Raw genomic sequence first — 334 nt, forward strand, 5'->3', positions numbered from 1 at the left:
GCTGCACCGACAGGCAGACGTCGAGGAAGCGGTGCATCGGCGGCAGGAAGCGGTAGACGCCATTGCTGTCCTCGGCGAAGCCCAGCTGCGTCAGGCGGCGGATGACCTTTTCTTCCAGCTCTTCCTGGGTGGTGACTTCGGCCTGTAGGAACAGGTCGCGGTACTTGTCCAGCAGTGCCGGCAGTTCATCGCGACCGAGGCTGCCACCGTCGAGCACGGCCAGCGGATCGCGACCCTGGTCGGCCAGGTGCTCGACGAGGATGAAGGTGAACAGCGCCAGGCGCTGGGCGGGCTTGTTCACCTGCGCGCCCATCTGCTCGGGGACGAAGTAGTA

Annotated in this window: 1 protein-coding gene; it reads right to left on the bottom strand. The window is 65.6% G+C overall.

What is annotated here, in order from left to right:
* The coding region (locus AAEZ09_RS27980) for a condensin complex protein MksE (RefSeq protein ID WP_502947603.1) at positions 1-334 on the bottom strand (334 nt) is incomplete at both ends.

This window comes from Pseudomonas sp. 65/3-MNA-CIBAN-0223 (assembly GCF_040310425.1).
Classification (GTDB): domain Bacteria; phylum Pseudomonadota; class Gammaproteobacteria; order Pseudomonadales; family Pseudomonadaceae; genus Aquipseudomonas; species Aquipseudomonas gregormendelii.